General features: G+C 48.1%; 19 protein-coding genes and 1 pseudogene. 15 read left to right on the forward strand and 5 right to left on the reverse strand.

The window, feature by feature from the left end; all coding sequences use genetic code 11:
• Window positions 1–3 precede the first annotated feature (3 nt).
• Window positions 4–300 (forward strand): WXG100 family type VII secretion target, encoded by a 297-nt coding sequence (locus ACFVQB_RS10880; protein ID WP_379438215.1) that lies wholly within the window; start codon window positions 4–6, stop codon window positions 298–300.
• A gap of 113 nt (window positions 301–413) precedes the next feature.
• On the opposite strand, the gene ACFVQB_RS10885 is transcribed toward ACFVQB_RS10880, so the two are convergent.
• From ACFVQB_RS10885 to ACFVQB_RS10900, 4 genes are all read right to left on the reverse strand, one after another.
• Window positions 414–947, reverse strand: coding sequence for a hypothetical protein (locus tag ACFVQB_RS10885; protein WP_379438217.1), 534 nt, complete (start codon window positions 945–947; stop codon window positions 414–416).
• 1,252 nt (window positions 948–2,199) lie between these two features.
• On the reverse strand, window positions 2,200–3,363 hold the full coding sequence (locus tag ACFVQB_RS10890; protein ID WP_379438220.1) for a Ger(x)C family spore germination protein: 1,164 nt from the start codon (window positions 3,361–3,363) through the stop codon (window positions 2,200–2,202).
• The gene (locus ACFVQB_RS10895; RefSeq protein WP_379438223.1) at window positions 3,360–4,865 is read right to left on the reverse strand and encodes a spore germination protein; all 1,506 of its coding nucleotides are present in this window, start codon (window positions 4,863–4,865) and stop codon (window positions 3,360–3,362) included. The genes ACFVQB_RS10890 and ACFVQB_RS10895 overlap by 4 nt, the downstream gene beginning before the upstream one ends.
• The gene (locus ACFVQB_RS10900; RefSeq protein WP_379438226.1) at window positions 4,822–5,958 is read right to left on the reverse strand and encodes a GerAB/ArcD/ProY family transporter; all 1,137 of its coding nucleotides are present in this window, start codon (window positions 5,956–5,958) and stop codon (window positions 4,822–4,824) included. Before ACFVQB_RS10900 ends, ACFVQB_RS10895 begins: the two co-directional genes overlap by 44 nt.
• A 137-nt stretch (window positions 5,959–6,095) precedes the next feature.
• On the opposite strand from ACFVQB_RS10900, the gene ACFVQB_RS10905 reads away from it, so the two are divergent.
• The 7 genes from ACFVQB_RS10905 to ACFVQB_RS10935 all read left to right on the forward strand — a co-directional run bounded on the left by ACFVQB_RS10905 (window position 6,096) and on the right by ACFVQB_RS10935 (window position 14,977).
• Window positions 6,096–7,046 carry an NAD(P)-dependent oxidoreductase gene (locus tag ACFVQB_RS10905; RefSeq protein ID WP_379438228.1) on the forward strand — a complete coding sequence of 317 codons (951 nt, stop codon included), beginning with the start codon at window positions 6,096–6,098 and terminating at the stop codon, window positions 7,044–7,046.
• A 250-nt stretch (window positions 7,047–7,296) separates the two neighbouring features.
• Window positions 7,297–8,025, forward strand: a complete 729-nt coding sequence (locus tag ACFVQB_RS10910) for a nuclease-related domain-containing protein (RefSeq protein ID WP_379438231.1) — start codon at window positions 7,297–7,299, stop codon at window positions 8,023–8,025.
• Window positions 8,026–8,321: 296 nt separating this feature from the next.
• Entirely contained in the window at window positions 8,322–10,100 is a 1,779-nt protein-coding gene (locus ACFVQB_RS10915; RefSeq protein WP_379438234.1) for a cache domain-containing sensor histidine kinase, read from the forward strand.
• A gap of 46 nt (window positions 10,101–10,146) precedes the next feature.
• The gene (locus ACFVQB_RS10920; protein WP_379438236.1) at window positions 10,147–11,223 is read left to right on the forward strand and encodes a response regulator transcription factor; all 1,077 of its coding nucleotides are present in this window, start codon (window positions 10,147–10,149) and stop codon (window positions 11,221–11,223) included.
• 185 nt (window positions 11,224–11,408) lie between these two features.
• Window positions 11,409–12,380 carry an ABC transporter permease gene (locus ACFVQB_RS10925; protein WP_379438244.1) on the forward strand — a complete coding sequence of 324 codons (972 nt, stop codon included), beginning with the start codon at window positions 11,409–11,411 and terminating at the stop codon, window positions 12,378–12,380.
• Between the two features lie 15 nt (window positions 12,381–12,395).
• A complete protein-coding gene (locus ACFVQB_RS10930) occupies window positions 12,396–13,265 on the forward strand; it encodes a carbohydrate ABC transporter permease (RefSeq protein WP_062321002.1) in 870 nt (289 codons plus the stop codon).
• A 62-nt stretch (window positions 13,266–13,327) separates the two neighbouring features.
• A complete protein-coding gene (locus tag ACFVQB_RS10935) occupies window positions 13,328–14,977 on the forward strand; it encodes an extracellular solute-binding protein (protein WP_379438248.1) in 1,650 nt (549 codons plus the stop codon).
• A 72-nt stretch (window positions 14,978–15,049) separates the two neighbouring features.
• Here the strand turns inward: ACFVQB_RS10935 and ACFVQB_RS10940 are convergent.
• Window positions 15,050–15,292 (reverse strand): annotated as a pseudogene (locus ACFVQB_RS10940) (transposase); the annotation flags it as partial.
• Window positions 15,293–15,465: 173 nt separating this feature from the next.
• Here ACFVQB_RS10940 and ACFVQB_RS10945 point away from each other — a divergent pair.
• The 7 genes from ACFVQB_RS10945 (at window position 15,466) to ACFVQB_RS10975 (ending at window position 23,844) form a co-directional block, all read left to right on the forward strand.
• Entirely contained in the window at window positions 15,466–16,011 is a 546-nt protein-coding gene (locus ACFVQB_RS10945) for a helix-turn-helix domain-containing protein (RefSeq protein ID WP_379438251.1), read from the forward strand.
• A gap of 15 nt (window positions 16,012–16,026) precedes the next feature.
• Complete coding sequence (locus ACFVQB_RS10950) at window positions 16,027–17,541, forward strand: response regulator (protein WP_379438254.1); 1,515 nt, start codon at window positions 16,027–16,029, stop codon at window positions 17,539–17,541.
• A gap of 34 nt (window positions 17,542–17,575) precedes the next feature.
• Window positions 17,576–19,381: a cache domain-containing sensor histidine kinase gene (locus ACFVQB_RS10955; RefSeq protein ID WP_379438257.1), complete on the forward strand. Its 1,806-nt coding sequence runs from the start codon at window positions 17,576–17,578 to the stop codon at window positions 19,379–19,381.
• A 99-nt stretch (window positions 19,382–19,480) separates the two neighbouring features.
• Window positions 19,481–20,851: an ABC transporter substrate-binding protein gene (locus tag ACFVQB_RS10960; RefSeq protein ID WP_379438259.1), complete on the forward strand. Its 1,371-nt coding sequence runs from the start codon at window positions 19,481–19,483 to the stop codon at window positions 20,849–20,851.
• Window positions 20,852–21,015: 164 nt separating this feature from the next.
• Window positions 21,016–21,819 (forward strand): carbohydrate ABC transporter permease, encoded by an 804-nt coding sequence (locus ACFVQB_RS10965; protein WP_379439646.1) that lies wholly within the window; start codon window positions 21,016–21,018, stop codon window positions 21,817–21,819.
• A 6-nt stretch (window positions 21,820–21,825) separates the two neighbouring features.
• The gene (locus ACFVQB_RS10970; protein ID WP_379438262.1) at window positions 21,826–22,656 is read left to right on the forward strand and encodes a carbohydrate ABC transporter permease; all 831 of its coding nucleotides are present in this window, start codon (window positions 21,826–21,828) and stop codon (window positions 22,654–22,656) included.
• Window positions 22,657–22,773: 117 nt separating this feature from the next.
• Entirely contained in the window at window positions 22,774–23,844 is a 1,071-nt protein-coding gene (locus ACFVQB_RS10975; RefSeq protein ID WP_379439649.1) for a M24 family metallopeptidase, read from the forward strand.

A 23,844-nucleotide genomic window follows, 5' to 3' on the forward strand; every position in this document is an offset into this window, starting at 1 on the left:
GAAATGGGCAGAATATCCGTATCCTTGTCTGATTTAAGAAGGGCTGTTCAGCAATGTGAGCAGTTGCAGCAACGGCTCATGCAGCAGGAACAGAAAATGCGCTCCATTCATGGCCGATTGCAACAAGACTGGATCGGTACATCCGCAACAGAACTGACACATAAGATGCAGTCATTTATGGATGGGGCATCTGCAAAGCTGACTGAACTCGAGGCTCATAAAGAAGAACTGAAGCGATATATTCGTAAAATGGAGGAAGCGGACAGAGAAGATCGAAGGGATCGCAGCAGGGTACGATAATACCTCTTCACAAGAAAATAGTTAGATAGGAATGAACCTTCCCATCTAACTATTATGGTTTGTTTTGTTTATGCATTGATTTAGGGGAACGTCATCCGAGTAGCCGATACAGATTAATGTGTGGCTGACTTCGCCTTGTTCAAAGTTTGAATCTTCTCTTGCATGTACTGGTGGTAATCGCGAAAACTGCTAATGTGGTGCAAGGAATCGGAGTTTTCAGACTGAATCTTAATTTTACCGTCCTGAGGCAATTTTTTCATCTCAGCAACCACGGTTTTGGATCCTTGGATATCACCCGACATCTCTTGGATTCGCTGTAATAGGGCTGGATGCCCTTCGAGTTGCAGCATTTCAGCGAGTGGTCTCATCTCCTCCAGCTTCTGGCTCGATCGTTCAAGCGTGGTCATCACTTTGTCTTCATCCATGCTCGCATTCAGCGAAACCATGCGATGAATATGATCTTTTTCCATCCGTTCCAACGCTTCTAGGTGGGAGGCTTCCAGTCGTTTAGGATCGCTCCAACTCTCCGATCGGACCGAGTTATTCTGCTGCGGAGGCACATTATTCGCAGTGCCATTGCCACAGCCCCATAACAGAGTTGAGTAAGCTAACACGGCTCCAATGGCGAAGATACTTTTTAACCTCATGTTGTCACTCCTTCAATATTTTCCTGAAGGTAGTATGAGCTATATTATCCATAATCATGCTTAATTTCTTCATTTCTTTCCCAGAATTAGGCATATCTCAGATCGGACTGGTAAGAACGTCCTATAAGCATTCCATTATATTTAGCTTATTGAGATTGAAAGTATAGACTTTCAGCTTATTTTTGTAGGCATGTGATTTCGGGTATGTAGATATTGATTTATAATGAATGGATAAATTTAAAGTGAAATTATTACAAAAAAACTTCATCTAACAACTACGTTAATTTAACATCATTAATGACCTCCTAACCTGTACGGTTGGAGGTCATTTTATTAATCAATAAGGAACAAACTATTTATATTTCCATATCCATCCTGTAGAATCTTTTGGTAAAGATTATTCGCGTTGGGCGATTACGTTCAGGCAATCAGGAGGGCATATGAGCAAGAGGAAGAATGAGAAGTTATACAACTATTTATTATTATTTTTGGTTTTGTATGGAGTTACTTTGTTCATTTGGCCTATGGCTCTTTTTGGACTTGGTATGTCCTTGGCGGCACCGTATCCACACACATATGACACTTCCCGTGATCTATTGGTTAAAATTCTTTTCACCTATCCTTTAGGTGTATTATTCGCGATTTTTTATTGTGGGATCAGTTACGAGAACGGGCGATATAAAGCCCCTTACTGGGTTGTTCATGTTCCATTACTCTGGCCTGTTTCATGGATCATAGTCGATTACTTAGGATTGAAATTTAGCTTTTAAAGAAAAGAGGGGCTGAACAGGTGAGGGTGGTAGCACCCGTCGATTCAAGAACTCACTTGGTTTTATATCAGGACACTCAAACTGATGGTATTGCTTCTGCCTTGATCCAGGATAGGAAGTGGTCTTCAGAAGTATTAAAATCAGGAAGTGTCCTTGAGGACAATAAAGATGGGCCAATATCTTATCGTCTGACGGGATATCAGTATTCTAATGACAACATGAGCTATATTGTATACGGATATATCCACAATTCGGACATAACCAGATTACTTATCCGCTATGAGCCAAATTCTTCGTCTGCGGAAGTGGAGGCAGGTATCCTCGAACCCTCTGATCAAGGGAGGTTGTGGTATGCCGTAATTCAGCAGCCAATAACGGAAATGCAGATGGACATCCGAGGGCTCGATAACGCTGGTAATACGATCTACTCATCAATCAAACAATCCCCTTGTCCGTTTCATACGGCAGGGGATTTGTTATGGCTACACTTTTCTACGGAATTTACCCGTATATGGAATCGTAATATGAATGTTCAGCTTCTGAATGGAATCTTCCGTAAGGATCATCTTTGTGCCGTTGTTGGACAGCTTGCGCCACAGGCTTGGATTTTTGCGATAAACCTTCTCCTGAAGTCCATAGATATCGACTCCACGTTTTAGACCTTCGCGATACGTTTGCAAGATTTGATCCCGCAATGTCTTCTCGCTGAATTGGACCATCTCGTCATAGGAAACAGGGGTGAGATATTCATACAAGGCGGTCAGGTACTTGGCATTGATGTTGAAATAAACCTCATTTCCACGAATGACAGGCACAATCTTGATGTTGGGCAAGCCGACGCTGAGCACACCATAGATGGTTCCTTTGTTTTCAATAATCAATGGCGCACGCCGCATATCCTTGAGTAACCAGTGATATCCAGGAAGCTTGCTATGGGGCAAATATTCAAAATCATCCCCGGTTCTTTCAAAAAAAGCGCCGTCAATCATAAACAGCTCATGATTCTTTTTGTTCTGCGACCAGTGTTCCTTGTTCATAGTGATGCAAGGCAGATAAGTTGTCGTGGACGCATCGTTATGGGTGGCAATGAGTTTGAAACTGAGCACCGGAGGAAACAGCGATTCTTCGAGGAATGAGGGAAGAGGGTTATGCAGAATACTGTCCAGCGGCGACATATTGAATATGGACGTGGCACTCAGAATATTTTCCAATGGATCGCGAGTACCGTATACCCAGGTTGTATAACGTGATTCCGGGAAACGTCCAAGCATGTCGAACACTTCCTTAATATGCTTGCTCGTCAGGATATTTTCGGCCATGACAATGGCTGTGACATGGCCCCAGGCGATATGAAGCTGGGAACTTCGGAACAGTTCGTTTACTGCCAGATTCAATGTTTTCCCTGATGCATGTCCAACCCATACGGGCGGGTTTTCCGCCGTTTTGGTTGAACTGTCACTTTTGGCTACACTGGCAAAGTCCATGCTTTGAACATACATATGGTACAACCCGTCCTTGTAATCGATGCCGATCGCTTTGGCATAGTCCACCTGTTGAATCTCATAGGCACTCCAGCACCCGCTAGTCACGAAACAAAGAGAGAAACTTAGCAGCCCGAGCAACCATCGTTGTATAAGCCGCTTCATCGATCATTCCCTTCCTTGCGTGGCTCCTGCGTTTCCAGATATACGGGTCTGCGTTTCAACCAGCCCTTCGGCAACTTGAACATGGAGGCGAGTGCCTGTTTGAAATGAAGCGGACTGAGGGGTGTCAGATAAGGAATACCGAACGATTTCAGATCGGTCAGATAGATCAGGAACAAGATAATGGACAGTATGAACCCGTATATGCCGAGGGATGCCCCCAGTACAAAACAGAAAAAGCGCAGAATCAGAACAGAGCTGGTCATGACCTGATTCACAATCGTTGCACCGGCCACTACGGTTACGGCAATGACGACAATCATGAGCGGGGAAACCATGCCTGCACGAATGGCTGAATCCCCGATTATCAATCCGCCAACAACGGTGAGCGTCTGTCCGATGGCGCTGGGAAGTCTCACCCCTGCTTCCCGGAACAGCTCCATCAGAAGCATAATGAGAAACATTTCCACACCAGACTCCATAGGCAGGCCCATCCGCCCAACCGAGATCGTGGCTACAAGGGGGAAGGGAAGCTGGTCCATGTGAAATGAAGTCAGTGCAATATAGAAACCAGGTAAGAATACGGTCACCAATAGCCCGATAAAGCGCAGCATGCGACCCACATTCACTGGAAGAAAAGGAAAGCTGGCATCCTCAGGTGATTTGAGAAGCAGAAACAAATTAACGGGTCCAATGATCACACTGGGATTGCCATCCACGATAAGGATGAAACGTCCGTTCAGAAGACATTCCGCCGCAAAATCAGGCCTGCCCGTGTAATGGGTTACCGGAAACAATGTGATTTTGGAAGGGGACAATAATTCCTCCAGTTCATTGGCGGTCAGAATGCGCTCTATGTCGATTTTGCGCAGCCGATTCTTGACATCATCAATCAGTTCGGGATTGGCAATGTTCTTGATATACATCAGGGCGACTTTGGTCACGGAGCGAGAACCGATTAATTCAATATTACAGGCCAACTCTGCTGTACGCAGGCGTGTACGAATTAAGGCAATATTGACCGACAGTCGTTCGATAAAGCCGTCCCGTGAACCGCGGATGGATATTTCCGTGGTGGATTCATCGGGCGTACGGGTAGGAATGTTGGATATATCCATGCTCCACATCTTCTGGAGGGAAGGAATGCAGATGAGCATATGTCCCTCAAACACCCGCAGGGACATGAGTTCCTTTCCAAGTGGATTGTTCTGTAAGTCCATACTTGTCCATTGCAGGGTGATGGACTTCTCGATATCCGATGCACGAACAAAATGAGTACTCTCGTACGTTCGCGTCAATTCGGGAAGAATAATATCATATATGGATTTGCTGTCGACCATACCGCTGCAATACACGATGACAATCTGCTGCGGAGACTCCCCAATCATATGGCTGCTGATAATCACATCATCTGAACCTGCAAAAAACGTCGTCAGATTATGCTCATTGATTCGGAAAGCTTCAGCCAGATGGGGGTTCTTCTTTGGTGTGGTTGTGAGCGGCATGAGCGGGAGCCTCCTTGTCTTTTTTGTGTATGAATGCGGCGAGGGTCAATAGGACCGTCACCGTGGATACATAGGCCAGCATAATGGGAAACTGAATATGGTTTACATAATAATCAACGTAATCAATTCTCCACCACTGTACAGCTATGGAGCACATGATGAAGGTGACGATTAGAACGGCAATGTATCTTTTCTTTGGTCTGCGAAAATCGAGCAGATCGACGATAAGATAAATGGAGATAGCCACTCTGGCAAAAGAACCGCTCAGCCATTGATAGATGGACAGGAAATCCACGTGCTGAAGCAATTTCCCGATATTCACCAGCTTCCATTGCTCATAGGGGCTGTTTCGTTGTTTCGCGGCTTCCTCCGGACCGAACTCAACGATGGCTCCCAGCGTTGGACCAATCGCCATACTGAGCATGAATAACCCGAGCAGCAGAAGATGCCACCAGCGAATTTTGCTTTTGATATCGTGTTGGAACAGCATCAATATCCAGATTTCCATCAGTCCGGCAAGCGAATAGATCATACCGCTCAGTACAGGCCCTGAACCATATTCCATGATGGGAAACAACTGGCCATAGTCTTTGTATTTCATGTTGGCAGACATCACGAAATATCCAAGCAGGATTACGAAGGGAAGCAGAAGACTTGAAGTCATGGCGATGGAACGGATGCCTTTGGCAGCTGACCAGGCAGCAACCAGTGCACCCACGCCTGCGAGCACATAGGGTGGGGTAAATTGCAGATAGGTGGATACCGTCCAGTTGGTTGTTTCATATAAGGTATGTGAGCCAAGTGCAAGCAGCATAAGTGAGGCAGTAATACGGAAAATCCATGAAGGAATTGGACCAAATTCCCGCGTGATCCAGTCAGTCAAACGCTGCCCGCGTACCCGCCGGATAATAACGAACATCATGCATAGAAACAACATAAAGAAAGGAGCAGCAGCCACTACCGATAGCCAACCATCTCTGCCTGCATAATCCAGAATCGCCGGAATGGACAGAACATGGCACACGAGACCTGCACTTAACAAAATGATGGAAAAGGACAGCCATATCGTGATTTCTCCCTTTTCACGGCTCATGGGAATCCTCCTTTCCGTTCAAGGAAGTTTCCGTTAGGTTGTACAAGAAATGGATTTTCGATTCCTGTTTTATCTTTTTGCACAATAGAAGTCGAAACAAGATAGACGGAAGAGACAGAAAGCATTAACATACAGTTATGGCAAGTTTAGAAGACAAGCTCCATTCGAAGGATAGAGAAATAAGGAGGAAACCTACGATGACAAATACGAAGGCACCTGGAGAGATGAAAGTTGGCTTTATCGGTACAGGCGTGATGGGCAAAAGCATGGCAGGTCACATCCAGCAGGCAGGCTACCCGCTGCATGTCTATACGCGCACGGCCGCCAAAGCGGAAGCGCTCGTGAAGGAAGGTGCCGTATGGCATGACACACCAGGCAAACTGGCAGCCGAGTGTGATGTCATCATCACGATGGTGGGGTATCCGAAAGATGTCGAGGAGATTTATCTCGGTGAAGATGGTCTCGTGGCGAACGCCAAACCGGGCTCGTATCTGATTGATATGACCACATCCAGTCCGCTGCTGGCTGCACGGATCTATGAAGCCGCGGAAGCGAAAGGACTGCATGCATTGGATGCACCGGTTTCCGGTGGAGATATTGGAGCACGGGATGCCAAACTGTCCATTATGGTCGGCGGTAGTACGGAGGCCTTTGAAGCGGTTCGTCCACTGTTCGAGCAAATGGGCACCAATATTGTGCTGCAAGGCAAGGCGGGAGCAGGACAGCATACCAAAATGTGCAACCAGATCGCCATTGCTTCAGGCATGATGGGTGTATGCGAGGCACTCGCTTATGCCAAGACTTCCGGTCTGGACGCGGAGAATGTGCTGAAGAGCATCGCTACCGGTGCAGCTGGAAGCTGGTCGCTTAGCAATCTCGGTCCGCGCATGATCGCAGGCGATTATGAGCCTGGATTCTATGTGAAACATTTTATCAAAGACATGGGTATCGCTCTCGAATCAGCCAAAGCCATGGGCATGAAGACGCCAGGGCTAGCGCTGGCCGAATCCTTGTATCAGGAAATATCCAGCAACGGTCTGGATGAGAAGGGTACACAGGTGCTTTACACATATTATTTACAGGCTTAATTGTCACAACCAAGACAACAGCGTGTTCTTTTTCTTCATATAGAAAGGGATGCGCTGTTTTTTTTAAAAATTCCCCCTTCTCGTATGCGTCTAAAGTCACAGTATTGGTTAAAGAATCGTATATACTTTAGTTGAACAATGGATTTTTGCTCCTCTTCCCTTTATTTTTGCCCCTCTTTATCCGACATAAGTAATAGAAGTATACATAATGGATGTGCGAAACCCACACTACATAGAACGGAGCTTGCCCATGTTCAAAAAAATCCTGTCTCTGTTCAAGTCACAGCCAGAGCTCGCGAACCAGATCACAGCTTCCGCTTCATCTTTACCGTCAACGTCTCCTATTCCCACACGGGTCCGCAGTCGACGCAAAACGAAATCGGATGCAGATTGGACCCGTCAGCCAGAGGAACCAAATACTGCCCAGCAGCTGCATGGTCTTCCGGGTGAATACAAAGTTCTGAACGACTTGCTCGTTGCCAATACCAAGTCTCGCTCGGGTTACTCATCGATTGATCATGTTGTCATCGGTCCGCGGGGAATCTTCGTGATTGAGACAAGAAACCTGACCACAGGTGAGATCCGCGGCGGCCGAAGAGAAGCCAACTGGACAGTCAGCAGCAGCCGAATCAAGATGTATAACCCACTAATGCAACACCGGGGGCATGTAGAGGCTATTCAGGCACACCTCGGCGATTATAAACGAGTTCGTCTCGTCTCCATGGTGACCTTCACCAATCGCTGCCGGATCAGCGTTGATCCCGCTGTGCGGTATGTCAATTCGGATGAACTGATTATCTATGATCATGAATTGGTGGAGACCATTCTGCGCAAAACGGAAAGGCTTGAGACCGAAGTCCCCGAAACGTTGTATAAAGAACAGGATATACAGGCGATCTACAATTTGTTGTCCGCAGTCAATTCCACGGATCCCCAGATTCGGGCTGATCATATGGAGAAGGCCAAAGGCATCAAATAAGAGGAATCTGAACCTGCTGCATCATCCATGCGCGATGAATTGAAACGAATAATGCAGCACACTAAGCATACATATCAACACGGTTGTCCTTCATGGATGACCGTGTTTTTTTGTTCTCACCGTAAGTGAGAATAGAACAGGCAGAAGTGCAGCATGAGCATGCAGGCACATTGTCGTATGCACCCAGTATTTAACTTATGATATACGGGTCAGGGTTTTTCTGTTGTTTTACATAGGGGTATGATATCTTTTTTAAGAATAAAGTGGTGCGGGACAAGGGTGAGGTGCGAAGAGCGATGAGATGGATTCAATTATGTAAACGCTTTAAATTCAGAACAAAACTGATTTTGTTCCTGTCGGCGGCGACTGTATTGATATCAGGCATCACGGGGTTAATTACTTATCGCATACATATTTCGCTGTTTAATGAAGAAGTGAGTCGCCAGTATAGTCTTACCGCAGAACAGGTACTTGCAAGACTCGACTCCAGAGTACACGACATGTATAAAGTGACGGACTACATTACGTTGAACCCGTCCGTGAAAAATGCAATCAAGGCGCAGGCTGCGGGCATTTCCTCCTACGATCAGATGAAGCTGGAGGATGAACTGGATGACCAGTTGTATCAGGTACGTCTAGATGCACCGGAGATCATGGGAATTCGAATCTATGATCTGAAGGGGAACATATTTAATCTCGGCACGTTTGCCGGATCGTTTCAACAGATGGACCCTTCATATTTGGCTGAGATGGTCCATAAGCTGGAAGGGACGGGAGGAGAATATGTATGGAACCGTCTGGATGCAGATGCTTTTCTTCAGGAGGAAAAATCCAACTGGATTCTGGCAGGGCGTTTAATGCGTTCTGTTGATCTGGAGACGTATGGAGTCATGTTAATCCTCTTTAATACCTCTCTGTTTGAATCCTATCTCAAGGACCTACGTCTTAATGAAGATATTGCTGCGTATTTGTTGGATGCAGATGGGAAACTGGTATATGCGTTTCATAATCAAGATGCGGACCCACCACCGCTTACACAACTAAGCATGGGGGCAACCGAGATTAGGGACGAGCAGGGAACCGCTCATTTGTATACAAAACAAACGTCGGACAAAGCCAAGTTCACATTGATCAGCAAAGTATCCTTGGCACAGATTCAGCACAAGGGCAAGATTATCGTAAAGGTAGCTGTATTTTCTGCGGCAGCCACGGTTCTATGTTCGTGGATCATTATTACCATCATCAGCCGCAGGCTGTTGCGTCCACTGGCTAGTCTGGTTAACGCGATGAAAAGAGTGCGCGACGGACAATTTGATACACGCGTTCAGATTCAGACACAGGATGAGCTGGGCTTCATCGGAGAGCGATTCAATGCGATGGCATCACGGATCGATACGTTGATTCATGAAGTCTATGAGCGCGAGTTAAGTGAAAAGCAAGCTGAGCTCAAGGCTATACAGGCCCAGTTGAATCCACATTTTCTATATAACACATTAAGCATGTTTTTCTGGAAGTTCTATATGCTTGGAGATGAGAAGTCGGCGCGTCTGGTTACGGCCTTGTCCGAGATGCTGCAATATACACTGGAGCCGGTCCAGCGGTTGACTACCCTACAGGATGAGATGACCCAGATTGACCATTACCTGCAGATTCAGCAGGCCCGGTATCAGGAGGCCTTGTCGATTGAGATTTCCGTTCCTTCTGAACTGCTCCGTTGCCAGGTTATTCGGTTGCTGCTGCAACCCATCGTGGAGAATGTGTTTGTACATGCCTTTGCGGATAAAAGGGACAATCGTCGTCTGGAGATTCGCGGCTTCCGGTACGTGGGAAATGAAGCAGAATCGGACATGCTTATCCTGGAGATAGCCGATAACGGATGCGGGATGGACCCATCCATGATGGATCGTATTTTTGCACCCTTGGCGCACGCTGAGGAGGAGCGTCAACACATTGGTATGCGAAGTGTACTTAGACGGATCGAACTGATTCATGGCGAGCCTTATGGTGTGCAGATCGAATCCACTGCTGGAGTGGGAACGCTGGTGCGGCTTCGTTTGCCCTATCAGGTAGAATAGGTTGCTGGACGTGAACAGATAAAATGCTGAGAGGAGAATACATCCATTGAATGGACGAATGCTCGTAGTCGATGATGAAGCGATGTTTCGGCAAGGATTGATACATCTGGTTTCCAACAATCCGCTCGGGTGGGAAGTGGTTGGCGAAGCTGCTGACGGAGAAGAAGCGCTACAGGCCGTAAGTAGCTGTACACCGGATCTGATTATTACGGATATCAACATGCCGGTGATGGATGGCTTGGACTTGGCAGAACAGATCCATGATCGTGGTCAGGACATTATGATCATTATTTTGACTGGCTATCGGGAGTTTGAATATGCACAGCGCGCCATCCGTTATGGCGCCATGGAGTTTCTGCTCAAGCCCTTTTCACTAGATGAGGCCTGTCGTGTTCTGCGTAAAGCGCATGAGCGTTACCGCCAGCGACAATCCGATAACCGAATTAGGGAACAGTACAGTCTAGTGGAGAAATCGGATCGATTGCGAGATGAGTTGGCAGCACTCTTGTTGAACCAGCAGATGCCGCAAATGGCTGCACGGATCGAGGAACTGTTCAGCAAAGCTTCCCGGATGCCTCTGCCTGAATGTAAAGCCGAGATTCAGCTGCTCATGAAGGTGATGACCGATCTGTTGGTACAGCAGTTCCGTCTACAACAGTCTGCGGGTGTTGACAAGTTCGGTCCAGATCCATTGCTCTGGGTTCATACGGTATCGGAAGTGATGGCTTGGGCACGCTGCAAAAGTGAAGAATGGCTTGGTATGCTGGTACGGCTTACGCAGGAACAGCAGGATCATGTGGTCACACGGGTCCTTCAGTACATCGAGATGAACTATTCCAGCAATTGCAATCTTCAGGCGGCAGCCGCGCATGTTCACGTGACCCCCAACTATCTCAGTCACCTGTTCAAAAAAGAAACCGGACATGGCTTCAGTCAGTACGTCAGCAAGCGGAGAGTCGATAAGGCGAAGCTGCTGCTGCACAGCACCCGGCAGAGCATGGCGGACATCGCCGAACAGACCGGGTTCGATAACTCCAGTTATTTTACCACCGTGTTCAAACAGATAACCGGGCTGTCGCCCCGCGAATTTCGCAAGCAGCCGAGCCTTGAGAGCAACGGATAGAGGTGGATGGAATCTGCCATCGTTACGATTGTTCTCATACCATGCTCGTTACCAAACACAGCCCCACGATGTGGGGTTATTTTGCGTAGAAATTTAAAAAAGGATCGTTGAATATCGAATGTTTACGCTTACATTTTTATCTAAAATACAACTATAGACATCCACAGCAGAGAGGAGTGATGAACATGAAGAGAGAGCTGGCCGCAGGGCCGCCAGGACTGGAACCGCCTGACAGCGAAGTGAGGCAGAGAATTCGGCAGCAGCGGCTTCGCCGTTTCAAGACGAATATTCCGTTACTGTTGATGTTTCTTCCGGTGATCCTGTTTTATCTTATCTTTCGTTATGCGCCGATCGGGGGGCTGGTCATCGCCTTCAAGGATTATAACTTCTACGACGGGCTCTGGAACAGTCCATGGGTGGGCTTTCAACATTTTCAGACGCTGTTCAGTGATCCGCGTACAGTGGAGATCATCCGCAATACTTTATTTCTCAGTCTGCTTAGCATTATCGTGGGTTTTCCCATCCCGATTATTCTGGCGATCATGCTGAATGAAGTGAGAAACATGGCGTTTAAGCGGACCGTGCAGACCGTGGTGTACATGCCGCACTTCTTCTCGTGGGTCATCATCGCGATGATGATCATGACCGTATTTTCACTGGAGAACGGAATCGTGAATCGATGGGTGGAAGCTTGGACGGGAGAGCCGTATCCGTTTATGTACAACAAAGGCTCCTGGATCGCCGTGTTTGTTGGGTCAGGCATCTGGAAGGACATGGGCTTTAACGCGATTATTTTTCTGGCGGCACTGACGACCATTGACCCAAGCCAGTACGAAGCTGCACAGATGGATGGAGCGAGCAAGCTGCGGCAGATCTGGCATGTGACCCTTCCGGGCATTCGCTCCACCATTATTCTTCTGCTTATTCTGTCAATGGGGCGCGTAATGGAAGTTGGATTTGACCAGGTATATATGCTTCAGAACTCCAACGTGAACGAGGTAGCCGATGTCATCAGTACGTATATTTATCGCACAGGTCTTCAGGGAGCGCAGTTCAGCCTGACGACGGCCATGGGATTATTTGAATCGCTGGTCGCCTTTATTCTCATCTATTGTGCCAACTATATTGCACGTCGATTTAACGAAGGTTTGTGGTAAGGGAGGCGGAGCAGAGTGAGAAAAACACGAGGAGAACAAGTCTTTTATATGATCAATTATGTGTTGTTAACATTGGTCGCCATCAGCTGTATCCTGCCCCTCCTGAATATTGTGGCTTTGTCGTTGAGTGATGCGAGAGCCGTAGTATCCGGTAAAGTAGGGCTATGGCCGGTCGACTTCACCTGGTTTTCCTATCACAGTCTATTGACCGGGACGCCGATCCTGAATGCGTTCTGGAACAGTGTCGAGATTACGTTAATCGGTACGGGACTGAGTATGGCTGTTACGATTATGGCGGCGTACCCGCTGTCGCGCAGGCATTTTTACCACCGCAGGTTTTTTACGATGGCGATGGTATTCACGATGATTTTTAACGGCGGATTGATTCCGACTTATCTGGTGGTGCAGAACCTCGGGCTTGTGAACAGCTATGGTGCACTTTGGCTACCGGGTCTGGTGAGTACGTATAACATGCTGATTATGAGATCCTATTTTGAAAATTTGCCAGGGGAAGTAGACGAAGCTGCACGCATTGATGGATGCGGAGAGCTCGGTCTGTTATTTCGAATCGTGCTGCCTTTGTCCAAACCATTACTGGCGACCATTGCTCTGTTCTATGGTGTAGGATACTGGAATTCGTTCATGAGTGTGATGATCTATATCAACGATACCTCCAAATACAACATGACTGTACTGGTTCAGAATATGATCATGTCCAATCTGAACGTGCAGGATTTTACCGATCCGACGATGATTTCGAATCTGACGCCAGAGGGCATCCGGGCAGCGGCCGTAATCGTGATGGTCATTCCCATTCTGGCAGTGTATCCGTTCTTGCAAAAGTACTTTGTTAAAGGGGTTATGCTGGGATCCATCAAAGGGTAGTGCAGGCTGCAAGCCATTCGCTTATTTCATTTCACATTATATAAGAAAGAGGGTCTGATCGTATGACGATATCCATCAAGGCATGGATGAAGTCCGGTCTTGTTCTGGGCTTGATCGGCGGAATACTGGCTGGGTGTTCAGGAGGAAATGGAAGTGAGCAGGCTGAAGGGGAAGGTGGGCGTGGTAATATAACGTCTACGATCTATGATCGGGGCGCCGTACCAAGCGGTATGGGAACGATTGAGGATAACATGTGGTCCAAGTGGATCAATGAGAACGGCCCGGCCAATGTCAAATATACGGCGGTTCCCCGCTGGGAATCCCAGTCCAAATTAAATGTGCTGTTCGCTTCGGGCAGTGCGCCGGATGTTATTTTTGAATTCGGAACGCCTATTCGAAATACGTTATTTAATCAAAAACAACTGATGCCATTGGATGACCTCATCGAGAACTCCAGTGTGGAATATAAAGCGCTGATGGAGAAGTATCCACAGTTAAAGAAGGCTGGGATCAAGAGCGATGGCAAGCTATATGAAGTTGGCCGGATGAATGAGGTATTTCCGCTGACCAGTTTTTTCATCCGTGAAGATTGGCTGGAAAAGCTAAACCTGAAGGTGCCGACGAACGAAGCAGAGATGCTGGCGGTCGCCAAGGCATTCACAGAGAATGACCCGGATGGGAACGGTGCAGATGATACTTTTGGAATCGGAGGTTTGCAGTTTGGTGACACTGCGGGATTGTTCCGCTACATGTACAATGCCAATTGGGTTAACGTGGAGGACGGGGAGATCGTGGTCGGGCCCAATCACATGAAGGAAGCGACGGCGTTTAAGCGGGCATTGTTTGAGGCGGGGGTAGTAGACAAAGATTTTCTGACTGACAAGGATGGAGCTAAATCCAAGCAGGATTTCCTGAATGGGAAAATAGGCATGTATGCCGCCATGACGTCCGATTATACCGGATTTGCGGCCAAGGAACTGGATACGCTCATGCAAAATGTACCTGATGCCAAGCTGAAGGTCATTGCCCTGCCTTCCACATCGGTGGGTCAATATACGATGGTATGGAATAACCCGGTACAGATGACGGCGGTCGTGAATGCCCGTGCCAAAAATCCGGAAGCCGTCATTCAATATATCGATTTTCTGACCAAAACCGAGACAGGCCGAACGGTCAAAAACGGGTTCGAAGGCACTCATTATACGTTGAACGAACAGGGCTGCCCGCGCATATCTGATCAGGAAAAGTACAAACAGGAAATGAGCTGGGCGGGAGATTACGCGATGCTGTACAGTCGCCTGGAAGAGGGCAAATGTGGATACACCGAAATGCTGTTCAATGAGGAAATCCCGTCCCAGAAGGAAGGACTTCGTCTCTTCAAGGAAGCGCGGGAAGTATACATGAACGATCTGCCGGTGGGCGAAGGGGTTACCCATTCGGAACATATGCCCCAGCTGCCCAAAGAACTTCAGGTGAAGCTTACCAATGTGACGACAGCTATTAATGATATTTTCACTCGCTCCATTATTAGCGGCAGTAAGTACACGGTAGAGCAGGCTGCTGCAGAAGCGGAGCAAAAGTGGGAGCAGGGTGGTGGCCCGGAGATTGAAACGTGGTACAAAGAATGGTGGAGCAAGGAAAAGGACAATGTACTTGTCTGGGATGACTTCTATGAAATCTATGAACAGCAGCAGGCGGACTTTAAGAAATAGAGTACTTAAGTGACGTTCCAACACGGTGTGAAAATCATTGTCATACGGTTGGGAGCAATAACACTGATATGTTCAAACAGGACGAAGCAGAGGTCTATTCTGCTTCGTCCCGTTTGCGTTTTTCCGGATCGTGGCTTTCTTGAGCAGATTGTGGACAAGGCAAAGCCACCCGACCTTCAGGCTTACTTTTTGCAAGCCGCGAAGCAGGAACCTTCGAAAACCCCGATTGTTCTTCATTTGCCCAAACACACTCTCGGGCTCGATCATGCAACGTACCGAAAGGGCGTACCCTTCCTCGCTGCGCAGTCGTTCCCGCATTGTGCTGTGAAAGCAGCCTTTAGAGCCCACCCAAGATCCGGTATTATTTGTATCACAGCTATGTTAAATTATCTAGATGTATTTGTTAATATTTATTGACAATTTTGATTTGATGTTGTTTCATATGATTAAACTATGTTGAATGACGCTTGGTTAGGAGATCGATGGGAATGGAACTGGGAAGCAAAATCCGAAAGCTCCGAAAAGAACAAAACCGGAGTCAAGATGACATCGCAATGGCTTGCGGATTTACCAAAAGCTTGTTGTCCAAAATCGAAAACGGGAAGACGATTCCTCCGATCGGCACGCTAATCAAGATTGCCGACACACTTGGAACCAAAATTTCTATTTTGCTGGACGATAACGATTTTAACGGAACGGTGTATACGCCAAAAGCCAGGAGTATGGAAAACATGGTCCAGACGGATCGAGGGTATGTGTTTTCCGCTATTGCGGCCGAACGGCCGGAAAAACTAATGCAGCCATTTTACTTTGTTGCACAGAAAGGCAAAACGGGCAAAAAGACCTTTTCCCATGTCGGGCAGGAATTTATCTATGTGCTTGAAGGCACAATGATTTATTACGTAGGGAAGGAAGAGTACACTTTAAATGCCGGTGACAGCCTGTATTTCGATTCGGTGGAAAACCATAAATACATGCTGGTGACCGATGAAGTCAAGTATTTGTCGGTGTTTTGCTCCGACACGAATGGTTAGGAGAGGGGATGAAACATGTTAAACATTTTGGTTGTGGATGATGAACCGAAGCACAGAAGAGGACTGTCCCGAATGCTGAAGGCTCTGAAACCGGGGTATAACATTTTTCATGCCAGAGACGGGGAGGAGGCTTTGCAAAATTTAAATGTTCATCCGATGGATCTGGTGTTCACGGACATTCAGATGCCGGTTATGAACGGCCTGGAATTAATGGAACAGCTGACCCGTCGCGGAGGAAGTGAAAGCGTCATCATATTAAGCGCTTATTCCGATTTTGTTTATGCGCAGCGTGCGCTCCAGTTAGGTGCCAGTGATTATTTGTTAAAGCCGGTGGAAGAACAGAACATCCTGCCGCTGCTTGCAAAGGCGGAGCGTAAAGTCAGCAGTGCACGTCTGGCATGCGTAGAATCCGCACTTTCCGAACTGTTGGAAGGATGTCCATCTGATCAAGATTATCGATTATTAGAGAGCGCATTCCCGGAATTCAAGCGAGGGATCGTGCTGACCGCTGTTTTTGGCTTGGTGAAGGACCATCAATTTCTGCTCAGTAGCCTCAAAGGGAGTCTGCTGAAGATGATGGAGGAATCGGGATTCTCCTGCACTTTTTGCATGAAGGAACAAATGCTCACCGCCTTGATTATAAACTCCGATTCTTCCTCCATGGTGACTGCCGGCTTTGAAGTCAAGCTGCAGGAGGTCATTCAACACTTCCTGCAGGCATACGGAGCGGAATTAACGTTTGGCCTTGGACGTTATTTTGCCGAATGGCAAGAAGCCAAACAAGCTTACCAGCAGGCTTTCCATGCGCTCAAAGCCAGATTTTATAAAGGCGGAGGGGCGCTGTATGAAGCCGAGCAGATGAATAATGGAGACCCGCCTGCCGTCGTGAAGCTTGAAGTAAACGGGCTGACCCGAGCAGTTCTGTCCGGTAACAAGCCGGAAATTGAAGCCTGTCTGGATTCAGCTGTTTGCCAGGATGCCGGAAACGGCTTTCCCGAGCCGGAAAAATTGAAGTACTTTCTCGCCGCCTCGATCCATCAAATCATCTCCCTTTTAGTGGAGAAAGGGTTTGCGCCCTTACATAGCACTGCATATGAGGAAGCTTTGCTTCACTGTCATACCGTTGATGAACTAAAAGAGGCGGCCCGGGAGTGGATCTTCGAGCTGACGGATCGTATGGATCAACGGCGGCAGTGCAAAGCCGGGTCCATTATCGACAGCTGCAAAGCCTATATTGATACGCACTATGGCGAAGGCGATTTGTCACTGAGCACGCTGGCAACGAAATTTCATTTTAATTCCTCGTATTTTTGTATGCTATTCAAAACGCATTCCCACATGACCGTCCATCAGTACATCACCCATACCAGAATGAAGGCAGCCGCTGGCCTGCTGCTGCAGACCTCCCAGAAGGTTTACCAAATTGCCGAGAGCGTAGGATATAAGGACGCAAAGTACTTCATTCGTCTGTTTCGCAAGGAGTTTGGCACAAGCCCCGAAGAATATCGCCATTTATCCGCTACACGCTAAAAGGAAGGGATGTCATTTGAGAGGACGTTGTCTATTGCTACGTTTTAAGGATCTCAGCTACAGGTTCAAGCTTTTCCTGACCTATGCACTCATCGTTTCGCTCCCCCTCAGCATCCTGAGCTGGATGTATTTTCATTCAAGCCGGGAATTTGTTTCCGAATTTGCCAGGAAAAATCTGTATTCCATCGTAAAGCAAAATAATGAAATCATGGACGCTGAGCTCGCGCAGGTGGAAGAAAGCAGTCTGGCCATCATCGCGGATCAAACGTTGTATGAGCAGTATCTGCATGCAAACCCAGCAGACGAATATAGCATGATCTCGATGGAGAAAAAGGTTAGCCGGACGTTAAACACGTACTTTACGGACTTGGGGCAGCTGTATTCTATACATCTCATTACCAGTTATTCCAACATTGGCCCCACGGGTGCCTCCGCTTTTATTCCGTATAGTAATTTCAACCAAACGGCATTGTACCAGGCTGCTATACAGGGGGAAGGGGCCATGGAGTGGGTGCCGACCTTCTCGTTTGATCAGATGTTTAAGCAGGATATCCGCCGCTCCAAGCCTCCCGAATATGTTCGCCTGTTGGCGGGCGTCCGCTTGCTGAAGCTGTTCAATATCAATAACGGCGAAGTCGTCGAACTGCAGGGAAAGGCCGAGCTTCCCATGCTGGCCGTTGTGTACCGGCCGGAAATCTATCATTCCCGCTTCGCCGACACGCTCCCTTCTGCCGGAGCTTCTTTTTTTGTGGTCAGCCCGGACGGACAGCCTGTGGCGGGCACGTCCATGGAGCATGAAATGACAGGCATCGATCCTGCTTGGCTGGATGAAATGTCGGAGATGAAAAGCGGCACCTTGAAGGTGACGCAGGATGGAAAGCCGCTCATCGTTTGTTTTGATACGTCTGAGGTGACGGGATGGATCTCGGGTGTCACCATATCGCCAGAAGCGATGGTGTCGGCTTTTTTGCCGGAGATCAAATCGTATACCTTTTACTTGGCCATTATCCTCCTGCTTATTTCGCTCCTGCTTGCGTATATTTTTGCCAATTCCATTACCAGGCCCATTCATCAGCTGCTTCAAGCAATCAAAAAAACAGGCGAAGGTGAATTCGACACGCGAATACCCGTGGAGTCCTACAACGAAATGGGGCTGTTAATCCACAAATTTAATCAAATGAATGTCAAAATCAACAATTTGATTGAAGAGAATTACAAAGTCAAGCTGCGGGAAAAAGAAACAAAGATCATGTCGCTGAATATTCAGCTGAATCCCCACTTTATGTACAACACGCTGAATATCATGAATTGGACGGCGCTCGAAAACGACCAAAAAGAGTTGAGCCGCATGATTGTCAGCTTGTCCTCGATGTTGCAGTATACCTCCGAGAACAGCCAGGACATCGGCGATTTGGCCCAGGACCTGAACTGGCTGAAACATTATATTTACATTACCAATCAGCGTTTCGAAGATCGGTTTACCGTCAACTATTGCATTGCCCCTGAACTGTATGCATACCAAGTTCCCAAGCTGTTCCTGCAGCCGTTTGTCGAAAACGCGATCGTTCACGCATTTTCCCGTTTGCACAGCGGGGGAAGGATCACCATCCGGGGATGGATGGCCGATGGTGAGCGTTTTTTTACGGTGGAGGATAACGGCACGGGCATCGCTCCCGGCAAATTAGAAGAGCTGGAAAAACTTGAACGCGAGTCGATCGGTATCCGGAATGTGGACAAAAGAATCAAACTCATCTATGGAGACGGTTATGGCGTTACCCTGACTTCAGTGGAAGAGCAGGGCACAACGGTAAAAATCAACCTTCCTGTATCAAACATGTGAAAATACTCCACCTATACAAATATGTTGGAATTTTATTCGGAACGGTTTTTTTTTACAATAAATATACAAACCATCAACCAATGAATGGAGGTTTCGTATATGAACAGAGCCAAACGTCTCGCAGGAGTGGTTTTATCGTCTGCTTTGGCGATCAGCTTGTTACTGACGGGCTGCTCGGACAGCGGGAGCGCTCCCGAAGCCCAAGGTGGCAAGAACGGTCAGAAGGAGCCGATCACGCTCAAATTTTCCTTCTGGGGAGACACCATTGAAAAGAAGACGGTTACAGAAGCGCTTGAGCGCTTTGAGCAGGAAACCGGCATCCAGGTGGAACCGATGCATGTACCAGCGGATTATTTGACCAAAATGACCACGATGGTCGCAGGGAACGTTGCGCCGGATCTCGGTTATTTATCATCGGGAGCGGCTCTGAGCTGGGGACGTGACGGGAAATTGCTGAACCTCACACCGTTTATGGAGAACGACCCTGAATTTAAAAAGGAAGATTATCTGGACCAGATATGGTATGAAATCGATCCTGGCAACATCATCGGGATGAGTACCGCCGTCGAAGGTTATGGTCTTATGTACAACAAGGATTTGCTGCTGGAAGCTGGGGTCGAGCTGCCCCCAACGGATGCAGACAAAGCATGGGATTGGGACACGTTTGTGGAGTACGCCAAAAAATTAACGCTGGACGATCAAGGAAGAAATGCGTTGGATCCGAATTTTAACCCGGATAAAATCAGGCAATTCGGCCTTCAATACGATCCTTATAACATGATGGCGGCGGTAGTCTCCAACGGAGGCAACTTCCTGACCGAGGACGGAAAAGGCTTCGGGCTTGCCCGGCCGGAAGCGATTGAAGCGATTCAAAAGCTTGCGGATCTGATGTATGTACATCACGTTTCCCCTACTCCGCTGCAGACCAAAAACATGCCGGACACGGCGCTTCAGACAAAAAAGGTCGCCATGACGGTATCCGGCAACTGGGCGCTTCAAGCCTTTGCAGAACAGGATTTTAATCTCGGCGTCGGGGTACTGCCAAAGCTGAAGGAAAGCAACACGCTGCTGGACGGCGCGCCAACAGTCATTTTCAAATCTACCAAGCATCCGGAAGAAGCTTGGCTGCTGTATAAATATATGACGGACCCCGAATCGGTGCTGCCACTGATCGAGGGTGGATTATGGATGCCGCTGAAGAAAGAGTGGTACACGAATCCCGAGCTGATCAACAAATGGGCGGCAGGGAACAAAGCGCATCCGGAAGGCTACACGGAAGCCTTTATGAAACAAACTATTGAAAACGGATTTCGCACGCCCGGTTTTGAAGTGAAGAACCTGGACAAGATCAACGCACTCGTCACGCCCGCACTCGATTTGGTGTGGACGGGCAAACAAAAAGCGGAAGAGGCGCTAAAAGGTGTGGAGCCCAAAGTACTGCCGCTAATCGAGGGATATTACGGAAGGTGATCCTCTTCTGGCGGCAGCAGCAAACCGCGGTTTATTCATGACGTGAACGATATTCATTGAAGATAGGGGGGATTCATATTCAACACAAACGCCGGATCGCAATGGCGGGCATCCTGTTTGCCCTACCCAGCATTTTGGGACTGATGTTGTTTGTCATGCTGCCGATGCTCGCCAGTTTACTGCTCAGCTTTACGGATTACCGGATTGTTAATACACCTAAATTTATCGGACTCGCCAATTATATTCGGCTCTTTGATGGAACGGATCCCTATTTTTACAACTCGTTATGGGTCACCTTGAAATACGTGATTCTCCGTGTTCCACTGGGCCTTGTGTTCTCCTTTATGGCCGCGTTTTTGCTGAACATGCAATTCATCCGCGGCAAATCTGTCTTTCGCACGATCTTTTATTTGCCGTCCATTGTGCCTGCGGTCGCCTCTTCCATGATCTGGCTCTGGCTGTTTAGTCCCGATCTGGGATTGTTCAACAGCTTTCTTGAAGCGTTGAATCTGCCCACGCTCAACTGGCTGTATTCCGAACAAACGGTGGTGCCTTCGATTGTGATGATGAGCCTTTGGGGGATGGGAAGCACGATCATCATCTTCCTGGCGGGATTGCAAGGGGTGCCACGATCCTTGTATGAGGCGGCCACTGTGGACGGTGCCGGCGCCCTCCGGAAATTCCGGTATATTACGATTCCCATGATGACGCCAATTATCTTCTTTAATTTGATCATGGGGTCAATCGGAGCCTTTCAGGTGTTTACTGAGGCGCTGATTATGACGCAGGGAGGTCCCAATAACGCCAGCCTGTTTTATAACTACTATATTTACCGGCAGGCCTTTCAGTTTGGCGAAATGGGGCAAGCCTCCGCCATTGCGTGGATTCTTTTTATCATCATCCTTTTGGTTACGGTTATATTCTTCCGCACATCGAAGTCCTGGGTATTCTATGAAAGCGAGGTGTAGCTCCCTGTGAAGAAAAGCCGCCGTATTCAGCAAATTATCGTGTATTTGTTCCTCATTGGGGGAGCTGCATTCTGTTTACTCCCGCTGTTTTGGCTGGTACGCAGTTCGATGATGAATTCGCTGCAAATTTTTGAGATGCCGCCGAAGTGGATTCCTTCGCCGTTTCGGCTGCAAAACTATGTGGAGGCACTGACCACCATCGACTTTTTTCAGTTTTTCCGCAACACGTTGTTCATTACCATCAGCTGTCTGTTTGGAGCACTCTTTAGCAGCTCGATTGGAGCCTATAGCTACGCCAGGCTGGAATGGCCGGGAAGACGCCTCTTCTTCGGCTTACTGCTGGCCAGCATGATGCTTCCCAGCGCCGTCACCTTGATTCCTACTTTTATCGGGTGGAGGTTTGCCGATCTGATCAATACTTATTTTCCGCTGATTCTGCCGGTATGGTTAGGCTCTGCCTTCGATATCTTTTTGCTCCGGCAGTTTTATTCCACGATACCGAAAGACATGGACGAAGCCGCATATGTGGATGGGGCAGGCCCGTGGACGATTTTCACCCGGATCATCATTCCTTTGTCCAAACCGCCCCTCATCGTGATTGGATTGTTTTCCTTTATGAATTCCTGGAACGACTTCATGGGACCGCTGGTGTACTTGAATGAGGAGAGAAAGTTCACGCTGGCATTAGGCCTGCAAATGTTCCAGTCGCTTCACAGTGCGCAGTGGCACCTTCTGATGGCGGCCTCGACTGTGGTCATTTTACCGGTCATCGTGGTTTTTTTCATAGGCCAGCGTTATTTTATCGAAGGGATTACGTTGACTGGAATGAAAGGGTAATTCAGGGGTTGGCATACCATTGATTCAACATCATTGAATATAGTTCAATTCAGTTTCGTAACATGCTGTAGAGGCAGCAATTTCGCTTTGTCACAATACGGAGGGAGCGTGAAAAATATGGAAGCTCAGCGACTCAGAAAGGCAAGGGAAGCAATCGCGCGGCAGGGAATGGATGCACTGTTGATTTCCAGTCCGTTTAACCGGAGATATGTTACCGGCTTTACGGGCACCGCCGGTTGGGCTGTAATTACTCAGGGTCAGGCGTGGCTGGTGACCGATTTTCGTTATGTCCGCCAAGCGGGACAGCAAGCCAAGGAATTTGAAGTGGTGCAGCATGGGGGCCAGCCGCTTGAGCTGATCCGCGAAAAACTGAGCACCGCCGGCGTCAAGAAAATGGGATTTGAAAAACTTCATGTTCCCTTTGCCGACTATGAAACGTACGAGCGCACGTTTGCCGGCATCGAACTAGCGCCAACCGGGGACGTCATCGAAAAGCTGCGAGGCATTAAGGACGAGTGGGAGCAGCAGTGTATTCGGAAAGCAATCGAAATTACGGAAAAGGCCTTTGCGTTTATTCTGGGTGTAATGAAGCCTGGCGTTACCGAAAGGGAGGTGGCGGCGGAGCTGGAATATTTCATGCGCAAAAACGGCGCGGTGTCGTCGGCGTACCCGATCATCGTCGCTTCCGGAGCACGCTCGGCGCTTCCGCACGGATTAGCCAGCGACAAGCCGCTCGGAATGGATGAATTCGTGACCCTGGATTTTGGCGCGAATTACGAAGGATACTGTTCCGATTTGACACGCACAGTTTTTATCGGCAAACCGACCGAACGCCATCGAGAGATTTACCGGATCGTGCTGGAAGCGAACCAATCCGTCTTGGAGGGGCTGAAACCGGGAATGACCGGGAAGGAGGGTGACTCGTTGGCCAGAGAATTTATTTCCGGCCGCGGGTACGGGGATTATTTTGGGCATGGTCTCGGCCATGCCTTCGGTTTGGAGATTCACGAGCCCATGCGGTTTTCCCAACAAACGGAGGATAAACTGGAGCCCGGCATGATTATGACGGTTGAACCCGGCATCTACCTGCCTGATTTTGGGGGCGTCCGCATCGAAGACAACATTCTGGTTACCGATACGGGCATTGAGGTGCTGACAACATCGAATAAAGAACTGATTGTGCTGTAA

Origin of the sequence: Paenibacillus sp. NPDC057886 (genome assembly GCF_042796655.1) — a bacterium.
Classification (GTDB): Bacteria; Bacillota; Bacilli; order Paenibacillales; family Paenibacillaceae; genus Paenibacillus.

Excerpts from the sequence above, each read along its gene's own strand:
- ACFVQB_RS10880 (WP_379438215.1), top strand. The coding sequence starts at position 4 with ATGGGCAGAATATCCGTATCCTTGTCTGATTTAAGAAGGGCTGTTCAG.
- ACFVQB_RS10885 (WP_379438217.1), bottom strand. The coding sequence starts at position 947 with ATGAGGTTAAAAAGTATCTTCGCCATTGGAGCCGTGTTAGCTTACTCA.
- ACFVQB_RS10890 (WP_379438220.1), bottom strand. The coding sequence starts at position 3,363 with ATGAAGCGGCTTATACAACGATGGTTGCTCGGGCTGCTAAGTTTCTCT.
- ACFVQB_RS10895 (WP_379438223.1), bottom strand. The coding sequence starts at position 4,865 with ATGCCGCTCACAACCACACCAAAGAAGAACCCCCATCTGGCTGAAGCT.
- ACFVQB_RS10900 (WP_379438226.1), bottom strand. The coding sequence starts at position 5,958 with ATGAGCCGTGAAAAGGGAGAAATCACGATATGGCTGTCCTTTTCCATC.
- ACFVQB_RS10905 (WP_379438228.1), top strand. The coding sequence starts at position 6,096 with ATGGCAAGTTTAGAAGACAAGCTCCATTCGAAGGATAGAGAAATAAGG.
- ACFVQB_RS10910 (WP_379438231.1), top strand. The coding sequence starts at position 7,297 with ATGTTCAAAAAAATCCTGTCTCTGTTCAAGTCACAGCCAGAGCTCGCG.
- ACFVQB_RS10915 (WP_379438234.1), top strand. The coding sequence starts at position 8,322 with ATGAGATGGATTCAATTATGTAAACGCTTTAAATTCAGAACAAAACTG.
- ACFVQB_RS10925 (WP_379438244.1), top strand. The coding sequence starts at position 11,409 with ATGAAGAGAGAGCTGGCCGCAGGGCCGCCAGGACTGGAACCGCCTGAC.
- ACFVQB_RS10935 (WP_379438248.1), top strand. The coding sequence starts at position 13,328 with ATGACGATATCCATCAAGGCATGGATGAAGTCCGGTCTTGTTCTGGGC.
- ACFVQB_RS10945 (WP_379438251.1), top strand. The coding sequence starts at position 15,466 with ATGGAACTGGGAAGCAAAATCCGAAAGCTCCGAAAAGAACAAAACCGG.
- ACFVQB_RS10950 (WP_379438254.1), top strand. The coding sequence starts at position 16,027 with ATGTTAAACATTTTGGTTGTGGATGATGAACCGAAGCACAGAAGAGGA.
- ACFVQB_RS10960 (WP_379438259.1), top strand. The coding sequence starts at position 19,481 with ATGAACAGAGCCAAACGTCTCGCAGGAGTGGTTTTATCGTCTGCTTTG.
- ACFVQB_RS10965 (WP_379439646.1), top strand. The coding sequence starts at position 21,016 with ATGCTCGCCAGTTTACTGCTCAGCTTTACGGATTACCGGATTGTTAAT.
- ACFVQB_RS10975 (WP_379439649.1), top strand. The coding sequence starts at position 22,774 with ATGGAAGCTCAGCGACTCAGAAAGGCAAGGGAAGCAATCGCGCGGCAG.